General features: G+C 73.7%; 21 protein-coding genes. 15 read left to right on the top strand and 6 right to left on the bottom strand.

The annotated features are described in order from the left end of the window. Positions 1–34 precede the first annotated feature (34 nt). From PYR91_RS32855 to PYR91_RS32845, 3 genes are all read left to right on the top strand, one after another. Positions 35–1,390: an aldehyde dehydrogenase family protein gene (locus PYR91_RS32855; protein ID WP_279786243.1), complete on the top strand. Its 1,356-nt coding sequence runs from the start codon at positions 35–37 to the stop codon at positions 1,388–1,390. 191 nt (positions 1,391–1,581) lie between these two features. Further along, positions 1,582–2,634, top strand: coding sequence for an ornithine cyclodeaminase family protein (locus PYR91_RS32850; RefSeq protein ID WP_279786241.1), 1,053 nt, complete (start codon positions 1,582–1,584; stop codon positions 2,632–2,634). 218 nt (positions 2,635–2,852) lie between these two features. Further along, positions 2,853–3,347 carry a carbonic anhydrase gene (locus PYR91_RS32845; RefSeq protein WP_279786239.1) on the top strand — a complete coding sequence of 165 codons (495 nt, stop codon included), beginning with the start codon at positions 2,853–2,855 and terminating at the stop codon, positions 3,345–3,347. Between the two features lie 51 nt (positions 3,348–3,398). On the opposite strand, the gene PYR91_RS32840 is transcribed toward PYR91_RS32845, so the two are convergent. Next, positions 3,399–4,118, bottom strand: a complete 720-nt coding sequence (locus tag PYR91_RS32840) for an ATP-binding protein (protein ID WP_279786237.1) — start codon at positions 4,116–4,118, stop codon at positions 3,399–3,401. Positions 4,119–4,335: 217 nt separating this feature from the next. Here PYR91_RS32840 and PYR91_RS32835 point away from each other — a divergent pair, with 217 nt between their 5' ends. Then, complete coding sequence (locus PYR91_RS32835; RefSeq protein WP_279786235.1) at positions 4,336–4,743, top strand: response regulator; 408 nt, start codon at positions 4,336–4,338, stop codon at positions 4,741–4,743. Here PYR91_RS32835 and PYR91_RS32830 read toward each other — a convergent pair. Then, positions 4,721–5,407 (bottom strand): response regulator transcription factor, encoded by a 687-nt coding sequence (locus PYR91_RS32830; protein WP_279786233.1) that lies wholly within the window; start codon positions 5,405–5,407, stop codon positions 4,721–4,723. The two genes, PYR91_RS32835 and PYR91_RS32830, sit on opposite strands and share 23 nt — an antisense overlap. Before the next feature lie 178 nt (positions 5,408–5,585). Between PYR91_RS32830 and PYR91_RS32825 the strand changes: the two genes are divergently transcribed. After that, on the top strand, positions 5,586–7,589 hold the full coding sequence (locus tag PYR91_RS32825) for a DUF4118 domain-containing protein (RefSeq protein ID WP_279786231.1): 2,004 nt from the start codon (positions 5,586–5,588) through the stop codon (positions 7,587–7,589). Positions 7,590–7,593: 4 nt separating this feature from the next. Here PYR91_RS32825 and PYR91_RS32820 read toward each other — a convergent pair whose 3' ends face one another. The 3 genes from PYR91_RS32820 to PYR91_RS32810 are packed head-to-tail and all read right to left on the bottom strand — an operon-like array spanning position 7,594 to position 10,211. Next, a complete protein-coding gene (locus tag PYR91_RS32820) occupies positions 7,594–8,475 on the bottom strand; it encodes an EamA family transporter (protein ID WP_279786229.1) in 882 nt (293 codons plus the stop codon). 16 nt (positions 8,476–8,491) lie between these two features. Beyond that, entirely contained in the window at positions 8,492–9,259 is a 768-nt protein-coding gene (locus tag PYR91_RS32815) for an ABC transporter permease (RefSeq protein ID WP_279786226.1), read from the bottom strand. Positions 9,260–9,296: 37 nt separating this feature from the next. Continuing rightward, on the bottom strand, positions 9,297–10,211 hold the full coding sequence (locus tag PYR91_RS32810; protein WP_279786224.1) for an ABC transporter ATP-binding protein: 915 nt from the start codon (positions 10,209–10,211) through the stop codon (positions 9,297–9,299). 159 nt (positions 10,212–10,370) lie between these two features. Between PYR91_RS32810 and PYR91_RS32805 the strand changes: the two genes are divergently transcribed. The 10 genes from PYR91_RS32805 (at position 10,371) to PYR91_RS32760 (ending at position 19,847) form a co-directional block, all read left to right on the top strand. Then, positions 10,371–11,129: a VOC family protein gene (locus PYR91_RS32805; protein ID WP_279786222.1), complete on the top strand. Its 759-nt coding sequence runs from the start codon at positions 10,371–10,373 to the stop codon at positions 11,127–11,129. 132 nt (positions 11,130–11,261) lie between these two features. Next, entirely contained in the window at positions 11,262–12,041 is a 780-nt protein-coding gene (locus PYR91_RS32800) for a transcriptional regulator (protein ID WP_279786420.1), read from the top strand. Continuing rightward, the gene (gene sufB / locus PYR91_RS32795) at positions 12,038–13,450 is read left to right on the top strand and encodes a Fe-S cluster assembly protein SufB (protein WP_279786220.1); all 1,413 of its coding nucleotides are present in this window, start codon (positions 12,038–12,040) and stop codon (positions 13,448–13,450) included. Before PYR91_RS32800 ends, sufB begins: the two co-directional genes overlap by 4 nt. 2 nt (positions 13,451–13,452) lie before the next feature. Then, on the top strand, positions 13,453–14,574 hold the full coding sequence (gene sufD, locus PYR91_RS32790) for a Fe-S cluster assembly protein SufD (protein WP_279786218.1): 1,122 nt from the start codon (positions 13,453–13,455) through the stop codon (positions 14,572–14,574). Continuing rightward, positions 14,571–14,909, top strand: coding sequence for a non-heme iron oxygenase ferredoxin subunit (locus tag PYR91_RS32785; RefSeq protein ID WP_279786216.1), 339 nt, complete (start codon positions 14,571–14,573; stop codon positions 14,907–14,909). Before sufD ends, PYR91_RS32785 begins: the two co-directional genes overlap by 4 nt. Beyond that, positions 14,910–15,656, top strand: coding sequence for a Fe-S cluster assembly ATPase SufC (gene sufC / locus PYR91_RS32780; RefSeq protein ID WP_279786214.1), 747 nt, complete (start codon positions 14,910–14,912; stop codon positions 15,654–15,656). After that, complete coding sequence (locus PYR91_RS32775; protein ID WP_279786213.1) at positions 15,653–16,915, top strand: cysteine desulfurase; 1,263 nt, start codon at positions 15,653–15,655, stop codon at positions 16,913–16,915. Before sufC ends, PYR91_RS32775 begins: the two co-directional genes overlap by 4 nt. Before the next feature lie 3 nt (positions 16,916–16,918). Beyond that, positions 16,919–17,356, top strand: coding sequence for a Fe-S cluster assembly sulfur transfer protein SufU (gene sufU, locus PYR91_RS32770; protein ID WP_279786418.1), 438 nt, complete (start codon positions 16,919–16,921; stop codon positions 17,354–17,356). Between the two features lie 133 nt (positions 17,357–17,489). Continuing rightward, positions 17,490–17,792, top strand: coding sequence for a metal-sulfur cluster assembly factor (locus tag PYR91_RS32765; RefSeq protein WP_279786416.1), 303 nt, complete (start codon positions 17,490–17,492; stop codon positions 17,790–17,792). Between the two features lie 501 nt (positions 17,793–18,293). Further along, complete coding sequence (locus tag PYR91_RS32760; RefSeq protein WP_279786212.1) at positions 18,294–19,847, top strand: DEAD/DEAH box helicase; 1,554 nt, start codon at positions 18,294–18,296, stop codon at positions 19,845–19,847. A gap of 551 nt (positions 19,848–20,398) precedes the next feature. Here PYR91_RS32760 and PYR91_RS32755 read toward each other — a convergent pair. Then, entirely contained in the window at positions 20,399–21,424 is a 1,026-nt protein-coding gene (locus tag PYR91_RS32755; protein ID WP_279786211.1) for a LacI family DNA-binding transcriptional regulator, read from the bottom strand. Between the last annotated feature and the right edge of the window lie 232 nt (positions 21,425–21,656).

The raw sequence follows: 21,656 nt of genomic DNA, 5'->3' as shown, positions 1-21,656 counted from the left end.
CGGTTCCCGTCCAAGGCCGGAAAGGGCGTGCACGATGAGCGTTGTCGAGAGCCGTTCCCCGCAGAGCCCCGCCGACGTGGTGGCGAGCGTGCCGGCGGCCGGCGCGGAGGGCGTCGCGGGCGCGGTGCGGCGCGCCCGGGCCGCCCAGGGCGCGTGGGCCGGGGCGAACGCCGCCGAGCGCGGCGCCGCCCTCGGCAGGGCCGCCGACGCGGTGGCCGGCGCGGCCGGCGAGCTGGCCGCGCTGGTCGTGCGGGAGGTCGGCAAGCCGGTCACCGAGGCCAAGGGCGAGGTCGCCCGGGCGGTGGCCATCCTGCGTTACCACGCCCAGCAGGTCTTCGACCCGGTGGGCGCGGTGCACGAGCCGTCCGTCTCCGGACTGTCCTACACCCGCAGGCGCCCGCGAGGCGTGGCGGGGCTGATCACGCCGTGGAACTTCCCGCTGGCCATCCCGCTGTGGAAGGCGGCGCCGGCGCTGGCGTTCGGCAACGCCGTGGTGCTCAAGCCGGCCCCGCAGGCGGTCGCCTGCGCGCTGCACCTCGCCGAGCTGCTGGCCCTGCCGGACGACCTGTTCCAGGTCGTGCCGGGCGGCGCCGAGGAGGGCACGGCGCTGGTGGACGCCGCCGACGTCGTCTCCTTCACCGGCTCGGCCGCCGTCGGCCGGAAGGTCGCCGTGGCGGCGGCGTCCAGGGGCGTCCAGGCCCAGGCCGAGATGGGCGGGCAGAACGCCGCCATCGTGCTGGACGACGCCAACCTCGAAGCGGCGGCCGCGCAGATCGCCGCCGCCGCCTTCGGCTACGCCGGCCAGAAGTGCACCGCCACCAAGCGTGTCATCACCGTCGGCAACGCGGCCGAGGTCCGCGACGCGCTGGCCGCCGCCGTCTCCAAGCTGGCCGTGGGCGACCCGTCCGACCCGGGGACGGCCGTGGGCCCGCTGATCGGACAGGCCGCGCGCGACCGCGTGCTAAGCGCCGCAGCCGGGGGCCGGGTGCTCGCGGGCGGCGAGGCGCTCGACCGGGACGGCTGGTTCGCCGCCCCCACCCTGGTCGACGGCGTCCCCGGCGACCACGTGCTGGCCTGCGACGAGGTGTTCGGCCCGATCTGCCTGGTGCAGGACGCCGGGTCGGTGGAGGAGGCCCTCGCCCTGGCGAACGGCGTCCGGTACGGGCTGGTCTCCGCCGTCTACACGCGCGACCTGGACCGGGCGCTGGAGGTCTCCGGGCGGCTGGACACCGGCCTGGTGAAGGTCAACAGCCCCACCAGCGGCGTGGACTTCTACCTGCCCTTCGGCGGTGAGAAGGACTCCAGCTACGGTCCGCGCGAACAGGGCAAGGCCGCCCAGGAGTTCTACACCTCCGTCCGCACCGTCACCCTCGCCCCCGCCGGCTCCTGAGCCGGCCGGACACCGCGATGAGCGCGCCGCCCCACCTGGACCGCAGGCCCCCCGATGAGCGCGCCGCCCAGACCGTGGGCCCCTGATGAGCGCGCAGTCCCGCCTGGGCGGGAAGGCCCGATGAGCGGGGGTCCCCCGGCAGCGCAGAGGGCCCCGGTGACAGGGGCGCCCGTCCGCGCGCGGGAGCCCCGGTGAGCGCGCTGCCCTACCTCGACGGGGACACGCTGCGGGCGCTGGTCCCGATGGAGCACGCCGTCCGGGCGCTGGCCGAGGCGCTCGAAGGCGGGCTCGACCCCGAGACCGGGCCGCTCCGGTCGGCGGCCGACGTGCCGGCCGGGCAGTTGCTGCTGATGCCGGCGGCGCACGCAGGCTACGCCGGGGTGAAGGTGGCGAGCGTCGCCCCGGCCAACCCCGCCCGGGGGCTGCCGCGCATCCAGGGCACCTACCTGCTGCTGGACGGCGCCACGCTCACCCCGCTGGCGGCCATGGACGGCGCGGCCCTCACCGCGCTGCGCACCCCGGCGGTCTCGGCCCTGGCCGTCCGGCACCTGGCGCGGCCGGACACGCGTACGCTCGCCGTCTTCGGCACCGGACCCCAGGCGTGGGGCCACGTGGCGGCGCTGCGCGCCGTGCGCCCGCTGGAACGGGTCGCCGTCGTGGGCAGGGACCCCGCCCGGGCGGAGGCCTTCGCCGCGCGCTGCGCCGCCACCGGCCTGCCCGCCGCCGCCGTCACGGCGAAACCCCGCCCGCGGGGCGCCCCGAAGGGCACCGGACGCCCCGGCGCGCGACCGGCTCGGGCGGAGGGCGCCGGTCCCGGCGGGGGTTCCGCCGGGGCCCGGGACGCCAGCGACGAGGTGGCGGAGGTCGTGCGGGCGGCCGGCCTGATCGTGTGCTGCACGTCCGCCCGGGAGCCGCTGTTCGCCGGTGCGCTGGTGGCCGGCGGCGCCACCGTCGTCGCGGTCGGCTCGCACGAGCCCGGGGCGCGGGAGATCGACGGCGAGCTGGTCGCCCGTGCCACGGTGGTGGTCGAGTCCCGGTCGGCCGCGCTCGCGGAGGCGGGGGACCTGATCATCCCCATCCGCGAGGGGCTGATCGGGCCCGGCCACCTGGCGGGCGACCTCGCGGAGCTCGTCACCGGCGCGCTGAAGCCGGGGGACGGCCCCCGGGTGTTCAAGAGCGTCGGCATGGCCTGGGAGGACCTGATCGTGGCGGCCGCCGCCCACGCCGCCTGGGCGGCCCGATGAGCCGTGCGGAGCGCCGCGGACGCGCGTACGCCCTCGGCGTCCAGGCGCGGTCCCGGCACTCGTGGGCGGTTGCGCCGGTTCGCGGCCGGGGTGTCGGCGGCGGGACGGACGGCCGCGTTCCGACGTCGCCCGATCGCGCACGGTTAACCTATTGACTTGGTAGGTATTACGGGTCAAGGCTGTTCTCGTACGCACCGCAGAGCATCGTGGAGGCCCGTGTGAGCGTCACCGACGACCTTCTCGCCAACGCCGAGCGCTACGCGGCGACGTTCGACAAGGGTCACCTGCCGCTTCCGCCCGGCAAGGGCGTCGCCGTGCTGGCCTGCATGGACGCGCGGCTGAACGTGTACGGCCTGCTCGGCCTCACCGAGGGCGACGCCCACGTCATCCGCAACGCCGGAGGCGTGGTGACGGCCGGCGAACGCCGCAGCCTGGCGATCAGCCAGCGCCTGCTCGGCACCCGGGAGATCATCCTGATCCACCACACCGACTGCGGCATGCTCACCTTCACCGACGACGACTTCAAGCGCTCCATCGAGGCCGAGACGGGCATCAGGCCCGACTGGTCCGCCGAGGCGTTCCCCGACCTCGACGAGGACGTCGTCCAGTCGGTCAACCGCATCAGGGCCGACCCGTTCATCCCGTACAAGGACGCGGTCCGGGGCTTCGTCTACGAGGTCGAGACCGGCCGCCTCCGCGAGGTCAAGGCCTGACGCTCTCCGCGGATCGCGGATCCCTGACCGGCGGCTGGTCGGCGCCGCCGGTCAGGGACAGCCGAGGCCGTCCTGACCCGCGTGGACGGGGACCTCGAACCAGACGGACTTGCCCGGGTTCGCGGGCTCCACGCCCCAGCGGCGCGACAGGACCTCCACCAGGTGCAGCCCGCGGCCCGTCTCGTCGTAGGGGTCGGCGTCGGCGGCGGCCAGGGGACGGCCGGAGCCGGTGTCCCGTACCTCGCACCGGAGCCTGCCGCAGGTGTACGTCAGCGTCAGGACGGGCTCCCCGTCGGCGTGGCGCAGGGCGTTGGCGACCAGCTCGGTCACCAGCAGCTCGGTGACCTCGAGCTCCACCCGCAGGCCCCACCCGTCGAGCCGCGCTCGCACCAGCCGCCGCGCCCGGGGGACCGACGCCACGTCCTGCGGCAGGACCCACGACGCCCGCGCGCGACGGCAGCCGGGCGAGGCGACGGCGACCAGCTCGGCGAGCCATCCCACCAGCCCGAGCGCCCGCGGCCGCGGGCCGTCCGGTGAGGCGAGCCGGGCCGGCCCGCGCGGTCGCGGCCACGACCGCCCGCGGCGGCGGCCCGAGGCCCGCGTGGCCGGGAGCACGGCCTCCCGCGCGCCGGGCGGAACGGCCGGCCGGTCGGCGGAGTCCATGCGGATCTGGGCGCCGGCGCGGTCGAGAGCCCTCGAAGGGGCGGTCACCAGGCTCAGCCCGGCGACCGTCGCGAAGGCTCTGGCCGCCGCGCCCGTCCTCCTGGTCATGCCGTTCCCCCGTTCCTCGCTCGCGCGGATCGTGTGCGGATCGTGTGCCGTCCCCCGCCCGGCCGGTCGCGGCCGGTGGGGGTCATGCCACCACGATGCTCCGCGGAACGCCTCCCGTCTTCGACGGCAGCGCCCATCCGCGCGGGAGGCCAGCTGGGCCGGCACCTTCCCGCTAGCTGCAATGCGCCCCGGCCCGCCGGGCTGGGACGCTGGGGGGGTGACGTTGCGCTGCCTCATCGTCGACGACGACCACCAGTTCCTGAGGATCGCCCGCCGCGTGCTGGAGCATGAGGGGGTCGAGGTCGTGGCCGTCTCCTCCACCGGGGCCGACGCCCTCGCCCGCCAGCGGGAGCTCAGGCCCGACGTGGCGCTGGTGGACGTCGACCTCGGCGACGAGGACGGCTTCGACCTGGCCGCCCGGCTCACCGGCGGCGCCCGGTGCGGCCCGTCCCCCGTCATCATGATCTCCGCCCGCGCCGAGTGCGACTTCGCGGACATGGTCGAGGACAGCTCCGCGCTGGCCTTCCTGCCGAAGACCGACCTGTCGGCCTCCGTCATCGCGGCCATCCTGCGCAGGCACTGCGGCGACGGCGAGGCCGCGCTCAGCGGGCCTCCAGGAACGTGATGACGGCCAGGACGCGCCGGTGGTCGTCCGGCGCCTCGGTCAGCCGCAACCGGGACATGATGCTGCGGACGTGCTTCTCCACGGTGCCCTCGGTGATCCACAGGCGGCGGGCGATGCCCGCGTTCGACCGGCCCTCGGCCATCAGGGCGAGCACCTCGCGTTCCCTCTCGGAGAGCTGGTCCAGAGGGTCGTCCCGGTGTCGCGCCGCGACCAGTTCGCGCACCAGGCTGGGGTCGACGACCGCGCCCCCCTGCGCGACCCGCCGGACGCTCTCCATGAAGTCGCCGACGTCCATCACCCGGCTCTTCAGCAGGTAGCCGACCGCGTGGCCGGTGGCCAGCAGCTCCATCGCCTGCTCGACCTCGACGTGCGCCGACAGCAGGAGGATGCCCGTGTCCGGGCACTCCCCGCGGATCACCCGCGCCGCCTCAAGGCCCTCGGTCGTGTGCTCCGGAGGCATCCGGATGTCGACGACGATCACGTCGGGACGCCGCTCGCGGGCGAGCGCGAGAAGCTCCGAGGCGTCGCCCGCCAGGCCCGCGACCTCGAAGCCCGACCGTTCGAGCAGGCTCGCCAGGCCTTCGCGCAGCAGGACGTCGTCGTCGGCCACCGCGACCCGCGTTCGTCCCGAGCCGGCGTTCCCGCCGCCCGTCGTCGTCGGCATCTGCGCATCACCTGCCCCCGCCGTGGGCGTCACCCGGACGCGCCCGGAATGCCGTCATCGCCGGGCCCGAGGCCCACCGCCCCCTCGGGCGGCGGAGCGGCCGGAGCATCGCCCTCACCTGGGGCCCATACCCCGCCCTGACCGGCCGTCCCCGGTGGCGCGGGCGTAAGTTGAGGATGTGTTCCGGTGCCCGCACCTGCTGCTGAGCCCGGCGCGGCCACCCCTGGTGGCGGCGGTGCTGGTCGCGGCCGGGTGCCTGCTGGCCGAGACCGCCGCGGTCCACCTCCTGAAGCCCTACGCCCCCGCCGACTCCCTGGGCGTCGTCTACCTGCTGGGCGTGCTGCTCGTCTCGGTGGTGTGGGGCCTGTGGGCCGGGGTGGTCACCGCCGTGACCAGCGCGCTGTTCTACGGGTACTTCCACCTCCCGTCGGCCGACGACGGGCTGGGTGACGCCCAGGACGGGCTGACCCTCCTGCTCTTCCTCGTCGTCGCGCTGGTGGTCGGTTCGGTCGCGGCGGTGGCCCGTTCCCTGGCGGCCGAGGCCCAGGACGGGCGCCGCGCCGCCGACGAGCGCCGCCGCGCGGCCGAGCGGCACCGGCTGGACGCCGAGGAGCGCCGCGGCGAGGCCGACCTCACCTCCGAGCTGTCCCGGGTGCTTCTGTGCACCGACCACCTGCCGTCGGCGCTGCGCACGGTGGGGCGCCGTCTGGGGCAGCGGCTGGGAGTGGAGGAGCCGGCCATCGTGATCGGCGAGGCCGATCCCGGCCCCGGGCGCATGGCGCTGCCGATCCGCGACGGCTGCAAGCCCGTCGGTACGCTGCTGCTGCCGGCCGATCTGCCCGAGGCCCAGCTGCGCCGGCTGACGGAACGGATCGTCCCCGGGCTGGCCGCGGTGCTGAGCGCCGCCCGCGACCGCGCCGAGGTCGGGCGGGCCCTGCAGGCCAGCCGCGACGACCTGCACCGCGTCGCCGAGGAGCAGGCGGCCCTGCGCCGCGTCGCCACCCTGGTCGCGCGCGGGGTGTCGCCCCAGGAGCTGTTCGACGCGGTCGTGGGCGAGGTGGGGCGCGTCCTGCGGGTGCAGCACACGATGATCGCGCGGTGCGAGCACGACGGCATGCTGCGGGCGCTCAGCTCATGGAGCGTGTACGGGCCGGACTTCCTGGGGGCCCGCGACCGGCGCTGGCGGGTCGACCTGCCGGGCGTCGCCGGGCTGGTGTGCCGCACCGGCCGCGCCGCCTCGATGACCGACTACGCCACCGCCGAGGGCGAGGCCGCGGCCTGGGCCAGGAGGCGGGGGATCAGGTCCGCCATCGGCATCCCCATCACCGTCGAGGGACGGCTGTGGGGGGTGATGGTCGCCCTGTCCCAGGACCCGGAGCCCGCGCCCGGGATGGAGACGCGAATGCGCGAGTTCACCGAACTGCTCGGGACGGCCGTGTCGAACGCGCAGGTGCGCGGGCAGCTCGCCGCGTCCCGCGCCCGGGCCGTGGCGGCGGCCGACGACACCCGCCGCCGTATCGAGCGCGACCTGCATGACGGGACACAGCAGCGCCTGGTGACGCTCGGCATCGAGCTGCGGGCGGTGGAGGCGGGCGTGCCGCCCGAGCAGGCGGAGCTGCGGTCGCGGCTCGCCGACGCCACGGGGCAGCTCTCGGGGGTCATCGCCGACCTGCAGGAGCTGTCGCGCGGCCTGCACCCGGCGATCCTGTCCAGGGGCGGCCTCGGGCCCGCGCTCAAGATGCTCGCCCGCCGCTCCCCGGTGCCGGTCGAGCTGACGCTGGACGCCGACCGGCGCCTGGCCGAGCGGGTCGAGGTCGCCGTCTACTTCATCGTGTCCGAGGCGCTCACGAACATGGCCAAGCACTCCGGCGCGTCCCACGCGCACGTCGGCCTGGAGGTCGGGCCCGCCACCCTGCGGCTGTCGATCCGCGACGACGGCGCGGGGGGCGCCGACCCGGCGGGCGGCTCCGGCCTGGCCGGCCTCTGCGACCGGGTCGAGGTGCTGGGCGGAACGCTGGACCTGGAAAGCCCGCCCGGAGGCGGCACGTCCCTGACGGTCGCCATCCCCTTGGACGAGGAGCGGCCCGCCGGTCCGGGGCGGGCGTCGCGGTCGCCGGAGCCGGGCGTGACCGGCGCGCCGGAGGCCGGCCGCGCTCCGCCGGTCCGGGAGGGGCGCGGCTAGGCGGTTAGGAGGAGCGGGTGGCGCCGACCGAGGCGACGACGACGCAGCAGATCGCGGCCCACTCGCGCGCGTTCAGCAGCTCGCCGAGGATGATCAGCCCCACGAGCGCGGCCGCGGCGGGCTCCAGGCTCATCAGGATGCCGAACACCCGCTTGGGCATCCGGCGCAGCGCCTCCAGCTCCAGGCTGTAGGGGATCACCGAGGACAGCAGGCCGACGCCCACGCCGATCAGGAGGGTCTGCGGGTCGAGCAGGCCGGCGCCGCCGGAGGCGACGCCGAGCGGGGCCACCAGCGCCATCGCGACGATCATGGCCAGCGACAGCCCGGCGGCCCCCGGGAACCGGCTGCCGGCGGCGGCCGACATGACGATGTAGCCCGCCCAGCACAGGCCCGCGAGCGCGGCGAAGCCCATGCCCACCCAGCTCAGCCGGTCGGAGCCGCCCCAGGGCGCGAGCAACAGGATGCCCGCGGCGGCCAGCACCGCCCACAGCAGGTCGACGCGGCGGCGCGAGGCCGCGACCGCGACCCCGAGCGGGCCGATGAACTCGATGGTCACGCAGATGCCGATCGGCATGCGGGCCAGGCTCTCGTAGAAGAAGAGGTTCATCAGCCCCAGCGTCAGGCCGAAGCCGGCGCTCACGAGCAGGTCGTGCCGGGTGAGGCCGCGCAGCCGGGGCCGGGCCACCAGGCCGATGATGATCGCGCCCGCGGCGATCCGCAGGAACACCACGGCGCTCGGCGGCAGCGTCGCGAACAGGTTCTTGGCGAGTCCGGCGCCGACCTGCACCGACAGCACCGCCAGCAGCACCAGCCCGGACGGCGGCACGGCGCCGGCGGCCGCACGCGCCAGGGCGACCGGACGGTGGCGAAAGGGGATGGGGGTCACGTCGACCGGTCCGCCGTCACTCCCAGCGGAAGGTCCGGGAGGCGAGACCGAGGCTGAGGGCGGCCCAGGCCAGCAGGATCAGCAGCGCGGCCGCGGGCGGGCCGCTCTCGCCCCCGAGCACCGACCGCAGGCCGCCGGTCAGCGCGGTGATCGGCAGCAGGTCGGTGACGGCGCGCAGGCCGTCGGGGAAGGCCGTCACCGGGATCACCACCCCGCCGATGCCGAGCAGCACCAGGTAGACCAGGTTGGCCGCGGCCAGGGTGGCCTCGGCGCGCAGCGTGCCCGCCATGAGCAGGGCCAGGCCGCTGAAGGCGGCCGTGCCGGCGAGGATCAGCGCGCCCGCCCACAGCAGGCCCCCGTGAGGGCGCCAGCCCATGGCCAGGGCGACGGCGCCGAGCACCACCACCTGCAGCGCCTCGACGACGATCACCGCGAGCGTCTTGGCCAGCAGCAGCCCCGCCCGCGACAGGGGAGTGGCGCCGAGACGCTTCAGCACGCCGTACCGCCGCTCGAAGCCGGTGCCGATCGCCTGGCCGGTGAAGGCCGTGGACATGACGGCGAGGGCGAGCACGCCGGGGGCGACGAAGTCGACGCGCCGGCCCGGCAGCTCCAGCAGCGGGGCCGCGGAGAAGCCCACGAGCACCAGCACCGGGATGATCAGCGTGAGCAGGAGCTGCTCGCCGTTGCGCAGCACGGCACGGACCTCGGCCCCCGCCTGGGCGAGCACCATGCGGTGCAGCGGCGCGGCCCCGGGGGCCGGGGTGAAGTCGAGCGCGGCGGTCATCGGGGCGGCTCGGGGGCAGTGCGCCGGTACAGGGCGGTCACCGTAGCTCTCTTCCTGTCAGTTCCAGGAACACGTCCTCCAGGGTGCGCCGCTCGACGCTGAGGTCGTCGGCGGTGACGCCCTCGGAGGCGCACCAGGCCGTCACCGTTCCGAGCAGCTCGGGGCCGACGTGCCCCTCGATAACGTAGTGGCCGACCGGCGACTCCTTGGCCGTGCTGCCCATGGGAAGCGCGGTGAGCAGCTCCTCCAGGTCGAGGCCGGGCCGGGCCCGGAAGCGGAGCTGGCGTTCGGCGCCGGTGAGCGACCGGGGGCTGCCCTCGGCGACGACCCCGCCCCTGTCGATGATCACCACCTTGTCGGCCAGCTTCTCGGCCTCGTCCATGTGGTGGGTCGTGAGGACGGTGGACACGCCCCGGGCGCGCAGCTCGCGGACGACCTCCCAGCAGGCGTGCCTGGCCTGCGGGTCGAGGCCGGCGGTGGGCTCGTCGAGGAAGATCAGGTCGGGCCGGCCGATGACGGCGGCGGCCAGCGACAGGCGCTGCTGCTGCCCTCCGGACAGGCGCCGGTACGGTGTGCGGGCGTGCTCGGCCAGCCCGAGCAGCGCGAGCAGGGCCCGCCAGTCGAGGGGATGGGCGTGGAACCGCGACACCGTGCGCAGCCACTCGCCGGCCCGCGCCGCGGGGGGCACGCCGCCGGACTGCAGCATGATGCCCACGCGGGGCCGCAGCCGCGCCGCGTCGCGCACCGGGTCGAGGCCGAGGACGCGCACCGTGCCGGCGTCGGCCCTCCTGAACCCCTCGCAGATCTCGACCGTTGAGGTCTTGCCAGCGCCGTTGGGGCCGAGGATGGCGGTCACGGCGCCCCGTTCGGCCCGCAGCGTGAGGCCGTCGAGAGCGACGGCGCGGCCGTATCGCTTGACCAAGCCGGCGAGCGCGACGGCTGGGGAGTCCATGATGACGAGTCTAGGGACCACGCCGGGCGGTTCATGCGTCGGCCGTGGCCCCGCGTCGCCCGCCGGTAAAGCTTGAGGGCGCCTCCCGCCAAGGGCGCAGGGCCGTCCCGGCCCGGGCCGGGCGCGCCGTGTGACCCTTGGAGCGTCAAGGAGGTCGGCATGCCGACGCGCACCGGTTACCCGCACGGCGTTCCCTGCTGGGTGGATCTGTCGAGCCCCGACGTCGGCGCGTCCGTGGACTTCTACGGCGAGTTGTTCGGGTGGCGCGCGCAGTTCGACCCGCACCCCGACGCCGGCGGGTACGGCCGGTTCACCTCACGGGGCATGCTGGTGGCCGGCATCGGGCCGCGGTTCGCGCGGGGCGCGGCCGAATGGAGCCTCTACGTCGCGACCGGCGACGCCGAGTCCGTCGAGTCCAGGGTCAAGGAGGCCGGGGGCGCCGTCGTGATCGGGCCGGTCCAGGTCTTCGAGGAGGGCGTCACCGCCCTCTTCCACGACCCGGCGGGGGCGGCCTTCATGGTCTGGCAGGCCGGACGGCACCACGGCGCCCGGCTGGTCGGCGAGCCGTGGGCGCTGTGCTGGGCCGAGCTGCGCTCGCCCGACCCCCAGGAGGCCAGGGCGTTCTACCCGCACGTCTTCGGCTGGGCCTCGCGGGGCGCGCGGGGCGCCGAGGGCGTGGAGTGGCTGGTGGACGGCCGCGCCGTCGCGGGGATGCGTCCCGCGGGGGACGCGCGCGCGCCGGCCGGGTGGCTGTCCTTCTTCGCCGTGCGCGACTGCGACGCGGCCGCCGATCTCGCGTCCGGTCGCGGCGGCGCCGTGCTCGCCGCGCCGGAGGATTCCCCGGCGGGACGCCGGGCGGTGCTCGCCGATCCCCAGGGCGCCGCCTTCGGAGTGCTCGCGCCGCTACCCGCCCGCTAGGGCCTGACCGGGCGTTTCCGCAGGTTAGGTAAGCCTTCCCTTCGTGATGAACCCCATTGCTCCATGACTGACTCGGGCTTGTAACGCGGGAAGGAATTACGGCACACTGATGTTGTGAAAAACGTGACTGGGATACCGAACGCCGAGAAGGGCGCGGAGCGTGGCACTCGCGCGCGCGTCGCTCGGCTGATCCTGGAACACGGCCCGATCAACGCCGCCGCGCTCGGCGAGCGGCTCGGGCTGACACCGGCGGCCGTGCGCCGCCACCTGGACGCGTTGCTCGCCGAGGGAATGATAGAGCCTCGTGCGGCGCGCCCGCGCGTGCAGCGTGGCCGGGGTCGTCCCGCCAAGCTGTTCGTGATCACCGACGCGGGCCGCGGTGCCTTCGTCCACGCCTACGATGGGCTGGCCGGGGGCGCGCTGCGTTTCCTGGCCGAGCGGGTGGGCGAGGACGCCGTCGGCGAGTTCGCCAGAGCACAGGTCGGCGGCCTGATCAGGCGGCTCGGCCCGGCGATGCGCGAGGCCTCGGCCGACCAGCGGGTGCGCGTGCTGGCCGAGGCGCTCACGGCCGACGGCTACGCGGCCTCGGCCTCCGAGGCCAAGTCCGGCGGCGAGCAGCTGTGCCAGCACCACTGCCCCGTGGCCCACGTGGCCGCGGAGTTCCCGCAGCTCTGCGAGGCGGAGACCGAGGCGTTCGGGCGGTTGCTCGGCACGCCCGTTCAACGGCTCGCGACCATCGCCCACGGCGACGGGGTCTGCACGACCCATGTGAGCTCCCCCGCGCTGGCATCACAGCGGAACGCGCCGGTGAACCCCCGGCGGAGCGCGACGGACGAACCGCCGGACGACCCCGGCGTGACCACGAGCACTTCGCACAACGCGACTGACACGAGCAAGGAGACCGGAAGGTGACTGTCACCGACCGCCCGGAGCTTGAAGGCCTCGGGAATTACAGGTTCGGCTGGGCCGACACCGACGTGGCCGGCGCTACGGCGCGACGAGGGCTGTCGGAGGAGGTCGTCCGCAACATCTCGGCGCTGAAGAACGAGCCCGAGTGGATGCTGGACCTCCGCCTGAAGGGGCTTCGGCTCTTCAACAAGAAGCCCATGCCCAACTGGGGCTCCGACCTCAGCGGCATCGACTTCGACAACATCAAGTACTTCGTGCGCTCCACAGAGAAGCAGGCCGCTTCCTGGGAGGAACTGCCGGAGGACATCAAGAACACCTACGACAAGCTCGGCATCCCCGAGGCCGAGAAGCAGCGCCTGGTCGCCGGCGTCGCGGCTCAGTACGAGTCCGAGGTCGTCTACCACAAGATCCGTGAGGACCTTGAGGAGAAGGGCGTCATCTTCCTCGACACCGACACCGGTCTGCGGGAGCACCCAGAGCTGTTCAAGGAGTACTTCGGCTCGGTCATCCCGGTCGGCGACAACAAGTTCGCCTCGCTGAACAGCTCGGTGTGGTCGGGGGGCTCGTTCATCTACGTGCCGCCGAACGTCCAGGTGGACATCCCGCTCCAGGCCTACTTCCGGATCAACACCGAGAACATGGGCCAGTTCGAGCGCACGCTGATCATCGTCGACGAGGGCTCCTACGTCCACTACGTCGAGGGCTGCACGGCGCCGGTCTACTCCTCCGACTCGCTGCACAGCGCGGTCGTGGAGATCATCGTGAAGAAGAACGCCCGCTGCCGTTACACGACCATCCAGAACTGGTCGAACAACGTCTACAACCTGGTCACCAAGCGCGCCGTCGCCTACGAGGGCGCGACCATGGAGTGGGTCGACGGCAACATCGGGTCCAAGGTCACGATGAAGTACCCCGCCGTCTACCTCATGGGCGAGCACGCCAAGGGCGAGACGCTGAGCGTCGCGTTCGCCGGCGAGGGCCAGCACCAGGACGCCGGCGCCAAGATGGTCCACCTCGCGCCGAAGACCTCCTCGACGATCATCTCCAAGTCGGTCGCCCGGGGCGGCGGGCGCACGTCCTACCGCGGTCTCGTGCAGATCGAGGAGGGCGCGGCCGGCTCGGCGTCCACCGTCAAGTGCGACGCCCTGCTCATCGACCAGATCAGCCGGTCCGACACCTACCCCTACGTCGACGTCCGCGAGGACGACGTCTCCATGGGGCACGAGGCCACGGTCTCCAAGGTCTCCGACGACCAGCTCTTCTACCTCATGAGCCGTGGCATGAGCGAGGACGAGGCCATGGCGATGATCGTGCGCGGCTTCGTGGAGCCCATCGCGCGCGAGCTGCCCATGGAGTACGCGCTCGAGCTCAACCGGCTCATCGAGCTGCAGATGGAAGGAGCGGTGGGCTGATCATGGGCCTCGACTCCAAGCCCCAGTCCGCGGTGCACGCGGTGTCGTCCTACAACCTGGACGACTTCCCCGTCCCCAGCGGGCGTGAGGAGATGTGGCGGTTCACCCCGCTGTCCCGGCTGCGCGGCCTGCACGACGGCAGCGCCGCCGTGTCGGGCAACGTCGTCGTCGAGGTGCGCCCCGCGCCCGAGGTGACGGTCGAGACCGTCGGCCGCGACGACCCGCGCGTGGGCCGGGCCTACACCCCGACCGACCGCGTGAGCGCCCAGGCGTACTCCTCCTTCGAGAAGGCCACCGTGATCACGGTGCCCAAGGAGGCCGTCGCCTCCGGCGCCACCGTGGTCAGCCTCCGCGGCGACCGGCCCGGAGTCGCCTACGGCCACATCGTGGTCGTGGTCGAGCCCCTGGCCGAGGCCGTGGTCGTGCTCGACCACCAGGGCAGCGCGGTGTACGCCGACAACGTCGAGTTCTCCGTCGGCGACGGCGCGACGCTCAAGGTCGTCAGCCTGCAGGAGTGGGCCGCCGACGCCGTGCACGTCTCGCAGCACCACGCCCGCCTGGGCAAGGACGCCACGTTCAAGAGCTTCGTCGTCACCCTCGGCGGCGACCTCGTGCGCCTGTCGCCCTCGGTGTCCTACGCCGGGCGCGGCGGCGACGCCGACCTGAGCGGCCTGTACTTCGTCGACGCCGGCCAGCACATCGAGCACCGCCTGCTGGTCGACCACTCCGTGCCCGACTGCCGCAGCAACGTCGACTACCGCGGCGCGCTGCAGGGCGACGAGGCGCACGCCGTGTGGATCGGCGACGTGGTCATCCGCGTCGAGGCCACCGGCACCGACACCTACGAGCTCAACCGCAACCTCCTGCTCACCGACGGCGCCCGCGCCGACTCGGTGCCCAACCTGGAGATCCTCACCGGCGAGGTCACCGGCGCGGGCCACGCCTCGGCGTCCGGCCGCCTGGACGACGAGCACACGTTCTACCTGCAGGCCCGGGGCATCCCGTACGACGAGGCGCGCCGCCTGGTCATCCGGGGGTTCTTCGCCCAGCTGATCGAGAAGATCGAGGTCCAGGAGATCCGCGACCGCGTGATGGCGGCGGTGGAGGCGGAGCTCGCGCGATGACGTTCGTGAAAGTCTGCTCCCTGTCAGACATCCCCGACGGCGGCGTCGCCGGCGTGGAGGTCCAGGGACGTCCGGTGGCGATCGTCCGCAGGGACGGCGAGGTGTTCGCCCTGCACGACGTCTGCTCGCACGCCGAGGTGAGGCTGAGCGAGGGCGAGGTGTACGACGACACGCTGGAGTGCTGGCTGCACGGCTCGTGCTTCGACATCCGCACCGGCAAGCCGACCGGGCCTCCGGCGACGAGACCCGTCGCCGTCTACCGAGTGATGCTCGACGGCGACGACGTGCTCGTCTCGCTGGACGGCACTGAGAACGCTGAAAATGGGGAGTCCTAAGTGTCCACCTTGGAAATTCGCGACCTTCACGTCTCCGTAGACACGAAGGAGATCCTGCGCGGCGTCAACCTGACGGTGCGGTCGGGAGAGATCCACGCCATCATGGGGCCCAACGGCTCGGGCAAGTCGACGCTCGCCTACGCCATCGCCGGCCACCCGAAGTACACCATCACCTCGGGCGCGGTCACGCTCGACGGCGAGGACGTGCTGGCGATGACGGTGGACGAGCGCGCGCGCGCCGGGCTGTTCCTGGCCATGCAGTACCCCGTCGAGGTCCCAGGCGTGTCGGTGGCCAACTTCCTGCGCACCGCCGTGACCGCCGTCCGAGGTGAGGCGCCCAAGCTGCGCCTGTTCACCAAGGAGCTCAAGCAGGGCATGGACGCGCTGGCCATCGACGCCTCCTTCGCGCAGCGCAACCTGAACGAGGGGTTCTCCGGCGGCGAGAAGAAGCGCCACGAGATCCTGCAGCTCGAACTGCTCAAGCCGAAGATCGCGATCCTCGACGAGACCGACTCCGGCCTCGACGTCGACGCCCTGCGCGTCGTCTCCGAAGGGGTGAACCGCTTCGGCGCCGCCGGCGACACCGGCGTGCTGCTGATCACCCACTACACCCGGATCCTGCGCTACGTGAAGCCCGACCACGTGCACGTCTTCGCGGGCGGCAGGATCGTCGAAGAGGGCGGCCCGGAGCTGGCCGACAAGCTCGAAGCCGAGGGCTACGAGCGTTACACGAAGGCGAGTGCATGACTGGAAGCATGTTCGACGTGGAGAGGATCAGGAAGGACTTCCCGATCCTCTCCCGCGAGCTGCCCGGCGGCAGGCCGCTGGTCTATCTTGACTCGGGCAACTCCTCCCAGAAGCCCACTCATGTGATCAATACCATGCGTGATCACCTGGAGCAGCACTACAGCAACGTCGGCCGCGCCATGCACGCGCTGGGCAGCGAGTCGACCGAGGCGTACGAGTCGGCGCGCGACAAGATCGCCGCTTTCGTCGGGGCGCCCGAGCGCGACGAGGTCGTCTTCACCAAGAACGCCTCCGAGGCGCTCAACCTGGTGGCGTACGCCTTCGGCAATCCCACCTGCGCCGACGAGCGGTTCCGCATGGGGCCCGGCGACGAGATCGTCATCTCCGAGATGGAGCACCACTCCAACATCGTGCCGTGGCAGCTCCTGGCGCAGCGCACCGGCGCGAAGCTGCGGTGGTTCTCGGTGACCGACGAGGGCCGTCTCGACCTCTCGTCGCTCGACGAGCTGGTCAACGAGCGCACCAAGATCGTGTCGATCGTCCACCAGTCGAACGTCCTCGGGACGATCAACCCGGTCGCCCCCGTGCTCGCGCGGGCGCGCCAGGTCGGCGCGCTGATGATGCTCGACGCCTCCCAGTCGGTGCCGCACCGGCAGGTGGACGTGGCCGCGCTGGGCGTCGACTTCGTGGCGTTCACCGGGCACAAGATGGTCGGCCCGTCCGGCATCGGCGTGCTGTGGGGCCGCCGGGAGCTGCTGGAGGCCATGCCTCCGTTCCTGGGCGGCGGCGAGATGATCGAGGCGGTCTGGATGGACCACTCGACCTTCGCCCCGGTGCCGCACAAGTTCGAGGCCGGCACCCCGCCGATCGTCGAGGCGATCGGGCTGGGCGCGGCCGTCGACTACCTGACGTCGGTCGGCATGGAGGACATCCGCCGCCACGAGCACGACCTCACGGAGTACGGCCTGCGGGCGCTGGGCGAGTTCCCGGGCCTGCGCGTCATCGGGCCGCAGACCGCCGAGGACCGGGGCGGCACGCTGTCGTTCACCATCCCCGGGGTCCACCCGCACGACGTCGGCCAGGTCCTCGACGACCACTTCGGGATCGCCGTCCGGGTGGGGCACCACTGCGCGCGTCCGCTGCATCTGCGCTTCGGAATACCGGCGACCACGCGAGCGTCTATTTACCTGTACAACACCACGGACGAGATCGACGCCTTGGTCCGCGGCCTCCACCACGTCGCCAAGATTTTCGGGTAGATGATGATCGCCGAGTCCATGTACCAGGAGCTGATCCTGGAGCACTACAAGCACCCACAGGGCCGCGGCCTGAGGGCTCCCTATGATGCCGAAGTCCACCACGTGAACCCGACCTGCGGTGACGAGGTCACGATGCGGGTGAAGCTGGGCGACGGCGGCAAGGTGGAGGACGTCTCCTACGACGGCCAGGGCTGTTCGATCAGCCAGGCCGCGGCCTCCGTGCTGCACGAGCTGGCCACGGGCTCGGCCGTCAAGGACACCCTCGTGATCGTCGACGAGTTCACCCGCCTGATGCAGGGCCGGGGGAAGGTCGAGGCCGACGAGGACGTCCTGGGCGACGCCGTGGCCTTCTCGGGTGTGGCCAAGTTCCCCGCCCGGGTCAAGTGCGCACTGCTGGCCTGGATGGCCTACAAGGACGCGGTGGCGCGGAGTTCCGCGTGAGCCGGTACGTTGGGCGTTGGGACGCTGATCCCGCCGCGGACGCGGCGGGTGTGCCCGAAGGTGAGGAGACGGCGTGAGCAAGCCGGTGGAGACCCCTGTCGGATTCGACGGAGACACCAGCCATGAGGAGGTCATGGAGGCGCTCAAGGACGTCGTCGACCCCGAGCTGGGCGTCAACGTGGTCGACCTCGGCCTGGTGTACGGAGTCAACCTCGACGCCGGCGAGCCCGGCGCGGCGCCGGTCGCGACGCTCGACATGACGCTGACCAGCGCGGCGTGCCCGCTGACCGACGTGATCGAGGAGCAGGCCCACTCGGCGCTGGAGGGCATGGTCTCCGACGTCAAGATCAACTGGGTGTGGCTTCCCCCGTGGGGCCCCGACAAGATCAGCGATGACGGTCGCGAGCAGCTGCGCATGCTCGGCTTCAACGTCTGACGCCCGACCCCGCGCGGGACGGCGCCCGCCGCCCGCGGCGCGTGCCGTGCCCGGGGCACGGTCAGCGCCCGTCCCGCGGGCCCTGTGAGGTGCCGTGCGCGCGGCCGGGGCTCCTGGCCGCCCCCGTTCCACCGAGGGCGGGCCCAGGCCCGTGGCGCCCGCACCAGGGCCCGCGCACGCGGTGCGCCGGGCACCTCGCGGCGGCGGGCCGGCCGGCCTGGCCGGCGAGGTCGCCGGGCGGGCGACACCCGCCGTCGTACCCCAGGCCGCGGCCCTGTTCCCGGGCTGTACCCGCCCCGCGTGATCGCGGGAGGGCCGGCTTCCGGTAGACTGTGGGTGACCATTGATGAGTGGTGTTCGCGTAGAGCGACCTGACGCACCGCTCGGAGTGCCCGCGTAGGCACCCGCTTTCCCCCGTACGGCGCCCGCCGTACACCGTCTGGCTCGTCCTTTCGCAGAAGTGACGTGCCGAGTCTCTTCGATCGAAAGGCACGACCAAACGTGACCAGCATTAACGTCGCCATGCCCGCTGACGCCCCGACCGGGCCCGGGTACGACCAGGCGGCGCCGACCGCGCCGCACGGCGAGGCGGTGTCCGACCAGCCGATGCAGGAGTTCCTCCTGCTCGGACTCCCCAAGCCGCTGATCACCGGGCTCGCCCGGCAGGGCATCACCAGCCCGTTCCCCATCCAGCGGGCCACCATCCCCGACATCCTCGCCGGCCGGCACGTGCTCGGCCGCGGGCAGACCGGCTCCGGCAAGACCCTCGCCTTCGGCCTGCCCACCATGGTCAGGGTCGCCGGCGTCAAGGCCGCCCCCGGCCGTCCCCGCGCCCTGGTCCTCGTCCCCACGCGTGAGCTGGCGATGCAGGTGACCGACGCCCTGGAGCCGCTCGGCCGAGGCCTGAACCTCCGCATGAAGACCGTCGTCGGTGGCATGTCGATGGGACGCCAGATCGACGCGCTGCGGCGCGGCGTCGAGATCGTCGTCGCCACCCCCGGGCGGCTCACCGACCTCGTCCAGCAGGGCGAGTGCTCGCTGGACGACATCGAGGTCACCGTCATCGACGAGGCCGACCACATGTGCGACCTCGGCTTCTTCCCCGTGGTGAGCGCGCTGCTCGCCCGCACGCCGGCCGACAGCCAGCGGCTGCTGTTCTCCGCCACGCTCGACGGCGACGTCGACAAGCTCGTCCGCCGGTTCCTCGCCGACCCGGTGACGCACTCGCTGGCGCCGGCCACCTCGTCGGTCGACACGATGGAGCACCACGTGCTCCAGGTCACCCGCGACGACAAGTTCGCCGTCACCGCCGAGATCGCCAACCGCGAGGGCCGCACGATCATCTTCGCGCGCACCCAGCACGGCGTCGACCGCCTGGTCAAGCAGCTCGCCCGGGTCGGCGTCCGCGCCGCGGGCCTGCACGGCGGCAAGCGGCAGAACCAGCGCACGCGCATCCTCGCGGAGTTCAAGGAGGGCGGCATCGGCGTGCTCGTGTGCACCGACGTCGCCGCCCGCGGCATCCACGTCGACGACGTCAGCCTCGTGCTGCACGTCGACCCGCCGATGGACCACAAGAGCTACCTGCACCGCGGCGGCCGCACGGCCCGCGCGGGGGAGCGCGGCACCGTTCTGACCCTGGTGCTGCCCAACGAGCGCCGCTCCACCGAGACGATGACGCGCCGCGCCGGAGTCCGGCCGACCCGCCTCAACGCCACGCCGGGGCACCCCCGCCTCGCCGAGGTCGCCGGCGCCCAGCGGCCGAGCGGCGTCGAGATCCCCGTGTGGGAGCCCGTCGCCCGGGTCGCCAAGCGTCCCGGCCGCGCCGGAGACGGCCACGGCGGCGACCGCCGCCCGCGCCGCTTCCACGACAGGTCGCAGGACGGCGAGCGCCGTGACACGCGCAGGGACGGCGACCTCCCGGGCCGCCGGTCCGACGCCGGCTCGCCCGGCGCCCGCCCCGAGGGCGGCGCCAGGCGCGGCGGCTCCGGCCGCCGCGGCGGCCGTCCGGGCGCCGGCTCCGCCGAGCGCACCGGCGGCCGCGGCTACGCCCGCTGACCGATCTCCCCCCGAACGCCGCGCCGACCCCTCGGCGCGGCGTTCGCCGTTCACGCCCCACCCGGCCCCGCACGCCGTTCCCCTCGTCGCGATCAACCGCCCGCCGTCAATCCGCGCTCCTCGGAGAGGGTGCCTCCGGCGCGCTCCGTGAAGGGCGACCCTCGGCCTCGGTCCGCGCCACGGTGGCGCAGGCGGTCCTCCCAGCCGCCGACGACCGCGTGCGGCGTGGCGAGGCGATCGGCTGCGGTTCCCACCTCACCGACGCGCCGGTCGCAGGCGCTTCGTGGGGCGGGGTGGCGGCCGGTGCGGTCCTGGAGGTTCGCAGGGTGACCCGCCGTACGGCGGCGCCGTCTTCTTCGCACGGCTTGTCGCCGACGCGGCGCCGGTTTGGGGCGAGGCCTGTGCGGGGGTACAGGCACGGAACGGAGGTTGGCGCGGTGCCGGTCGGGTGCGGTGCCGTCCGCGGTGCCGGTCGTCGTGTGCGGTGCCGGTCGGGTGCGGTGTCCGGTCGGGTGTTGTGTCGGCTGTGTGCGGTGTCTGGGGGGTGGGGGTCAGGGGCGGGGTGGGGGAGCGGTGCTGGCGCGGGGGGTCAGGTGGGGGGCACGGTCCTCGTAGCCGGTTACGTGCTCGCCGGCGATCAGGGCCAGCAGGCGCCGGGCGGCGTGGGCGCCGTAGGCCGCGATGTCGCGGCTCAGGGCGGTCAGCGGCGGACGCACCACCCGCGACAGCGCCGAGTCGTCCCAGGCGACGATGGACAGGTCGTCCGGAACGTCCAGGCGCATCTCCCGGGCCGCCGACAGGCCGGCCACGGCCATGATGTCGTTGTCGTACAGGACGGCGGTGGGCCGCCGGGGCGCGCTGAGCAGCCGCCTGGTCGCCCGGGCCCCCTCCTCGCCGGTGTAGTCGGTGTGCACGGTCACGGTGTCCGCACACGCCAGGCCGAGCTCGGCGCAGGCGTGGTCGAAGGCCCGGTCGCGCAGCGCGGTGTGCACCAGCTCCGGCAGGCCCGCCACACGCGCGACGCGGCGGTGGCCCAGCGCGGCCAGATGCGCGACGGTCTCGCGGACGGCCGCGCCGTCGTCGGACCAGACGGGCACGAGCGCGCCGGCCTCCGACGGGTGCCCCAGCACCACGGCGGGCATCCCCAGCGACTCCATCTCGCGCACGCGGGCGTCCGCGAAGTGCAGGTCGACCAGGATCGCGCCGTCGACGCGGGCCTCGCCCCACCAGCGGCGGTACACCGCCATCTCCGCGTCGTGGTCGGCGACCACTTGGAGCATCAGGGCGCAGGAGCGGGCCGACAGCTCGCCTTCGATGCCGCTGACCAGCTCCATGAAGAACGGCTCGACCGCCAGGACGCGTGCGGGACGGCACAGCGCGAGGCCCACGGTGTCGGCCTTGGCGCCGTTCAGGGCGCGCGCCGCGCTGTTCGGCCGCCAGCCGATCTCGCCGGCGATGGCCAGGATGCGCGCCCGTGTGGCGGCCGACACCCCCGGCTGGCCGTTCAGGGCGTACGACACCGCGCCCTTGGAGACGCCCGCCTGCCGCGCGATGTCGGCGATCGTCGGTCGCTTCACAGGCCCCTCGCTTGACAGGTCCAGACCACGCAGGAGCGGTACCCTACTACGCCGTACGGCACCGGGCCGTCGCGCCCTTCGCACGGGCGGGCGGCACGCCGCCGCGCCACGGTGGGCGGCTGGACGTCCGTCCGGGCTGAACCGGGAGCGGTAAAGATCGGCCCGCCCGCCGGCCTGTCGTTGACACGCCGGATGGGCGCGCCGTACTTTCGCACTACTTGACCGGTTCAGT

It is taken from the genome of Sphaerisporangium sp. TRM90804 (genome assembly GCF_029846175.1).
Lineage (GTDB): Bacteria > Actinomycetota > Actinomycetes > Streptosporangiales > Streptosporangiaceae > Sphaerisporangium.
Note: the sequence above shows the minus strand (reverse complement) of the source record. Positions and strands in the feature narration are given on the sequence as shown.

Excerpts from the sequence above, each read along its gene's own strand:
- PYR91_RS32830 (WP_279786233.1), bottom strand. The coding sequence starts at position 5,407 with ATGCCGACGACGACGGGCGGCGGGAACGCCGGCTCGGGACGAACGCGG.
- sufD (WP_279786218.1), top strand. The coding sequence starts at position 13,453 with ATGGGCCTCGACTCCAAGCCCCAGTCCGCGGTGCACGCGGTGTCGTCC.
- PYR91_RS32775 (WP_279786213.1), top strand. The coding sequence starts at position 15,653 with ATGACTGGAAGCATGTTCGACGTGGAGAGGATCAGGAAGGACTTCCCG.
- PYR91_RS32840 (WP_279786237.1), bottom strand. The coding sequence starts at position 4,118 with ATGACCAGGAGGACGGGCGCGGCGGCCAGAGCCTTCGCGACGGTCGCC.
- PYR91_RS32815 (WP_279786226.1), bottom strand. The coding sequence starts at position 9,259 with ATGACCGCCGCGCTCGACTTCACCCCGGCCCCCGGGGCCGCGCCGCTG.
- sufU (WP_279786418.1), top strand. The coding sequence starts at position 16,919 with ATGATCGCCGAGTCCATGTACCAGGAGCTGATCCTGGAGCACTACAAG.
- PYR91_RS32805 (WP_279786222.1), top strand. The coding sequence starts at position 10,371 with ATGCCGACGCGCACCGGTTACCCGCACGGCGTTCCCTGCTGGGTGGAT.
- PYR91_RS32765 (WP_279786416.1), top strand. The coding sequence starts at position 17,490 with ATGGAGGCGCTCAAGGACGTCGTCGACCCCGAGCTGGGCGTCAACGTG.
- PYR91_RS32810 (WP_279786224.1), bottom strand. The coding sequence starts at position 10,211 with ATGGACTCCCCAGCCGTCGCGCTCGCCGGCTTGGTCAAGCGATACGGC.
- PYR91_RS32785 (WP_279786216.1), top strand. The coding sequence starts at position 14,571 with ATGACGTTCGTGAAAGTCTGCTCCCTGTCAGACATCCCCGACGGCGGC.
- PYR91_RS32855 (WP_279786243.1), top strand. The coding sequence starts at position 35 with ATGAGCGTTGTCGAGAGCCGTTCCCCGCAGAGCCCCGCCGACGTGGTG.